The organism is Flavobacterium sp. Leaf82 (genome assembly GCF_001422725.1).
Taxonomy (GTDB): domain Bacteria; phylum Bacteroidota; class Bacteroidia; order Flavobacteriales; family Flavobacteriaceae; genus Flavobacterium.
On sequence record NZ_LMMA01000031.1, the window covers coordinates 1 to 1,095 of the forward strand.

Here is a 1,095-nt window from a genome sequence, read left to right on the forward strand (position 1 = left end):
AAGCAGAGGAAACCCCAAATAATATTGCCGTTGTATTCGAAAACAACGAATTAAGCTATAAAGAACTAAACGAAAAAGCCAATCAACTGGCGCATTATTTGCTAAAGTTCGATGATGTGTCCCAAGGAGATATTATTGGGATAAGCATTGAAAGATCAGAGCTTTTAATTGTGGCATTACTAGGGGTGTTAAAAGCAGGTTTTGCCTATGTTTTAATTGATACCTCTTTGCCATCCGAAAGGTTTAATTATATTTTAAGCGATTCAGGATGTCAAGTATTAATTAACGATTCATTTTTAGAAAAGTTTAAAAATGAGTTGATTAAAGAACCAACAGACAAGCCCAATATCCGCATAGCATTGGATGATGTTGTATATTTAATGTATACGTCCGGTTCTACAGGCATGCCAAAAGGAGCCATAAATATTTATAAAGGATTTACAAATACGGTAAAATGGTACGCAGAGAAAATTGGCAAAACAGACAAAATTGGTGTGATAAGCAATTTGAGTTTTGATTTAACCCAAAAAAATTATTTTGCTCCATTAATAGTAGGAGCATGTGTGTGTATAGATTCTGAATTTCATCCTGTGAACACCAGAAATTTCATTAAAAACAATAAAATTACAATTATAAACTGTGCACCAACATTGTTTTATAATTTATTGGATGAGAACCAGGCTGATCTTGCCTGTCTGGATAAGGTTATTTTGGGAGGTGAATCTATTAAGTTAGAATTGATTAAAGAATTCTTAAAAGAATATAATGTAGCGCTTTTCAATAGTTACGGACCAAGTGAGGCAAGCGATGTTTCAACAGAATATCATTTTAAAAATGAAGATATAGATTCAATTCCTATAGGAAAACCTATAAGAAATACAAAAATATTTATACTTGATAGAAACTCAAAACAAGTACCGATTGGAGCGATAGGAGAAATCTGCATTGGCGGAATTGGCGTTGGACTTGGCTATCTCAACAATCCTGTACTTACGGCAGAGAAATTTGTTGTAAATCCTTTTATGGAAGGAGGCATAATGTATAAGACCGGCGATCTTGGATTCTGGCTTGCAGATGGTAATATTAAGTTTTTGG

1 protein-coding gene is annotated in these 1,095 nt (G+C 33.6%); it reads left to right on the forward strand.

What is annotated here, in order from left to right; all coding sequences use genetic code 11:
• A partial coding sequence (locus ASF10_RS14415) for an AMP-binding protein (RefSeq protein ID WP_157849065.1) occupies positions 1-1,095 on the forward strand: 1,095 nt, incomplete at both ends.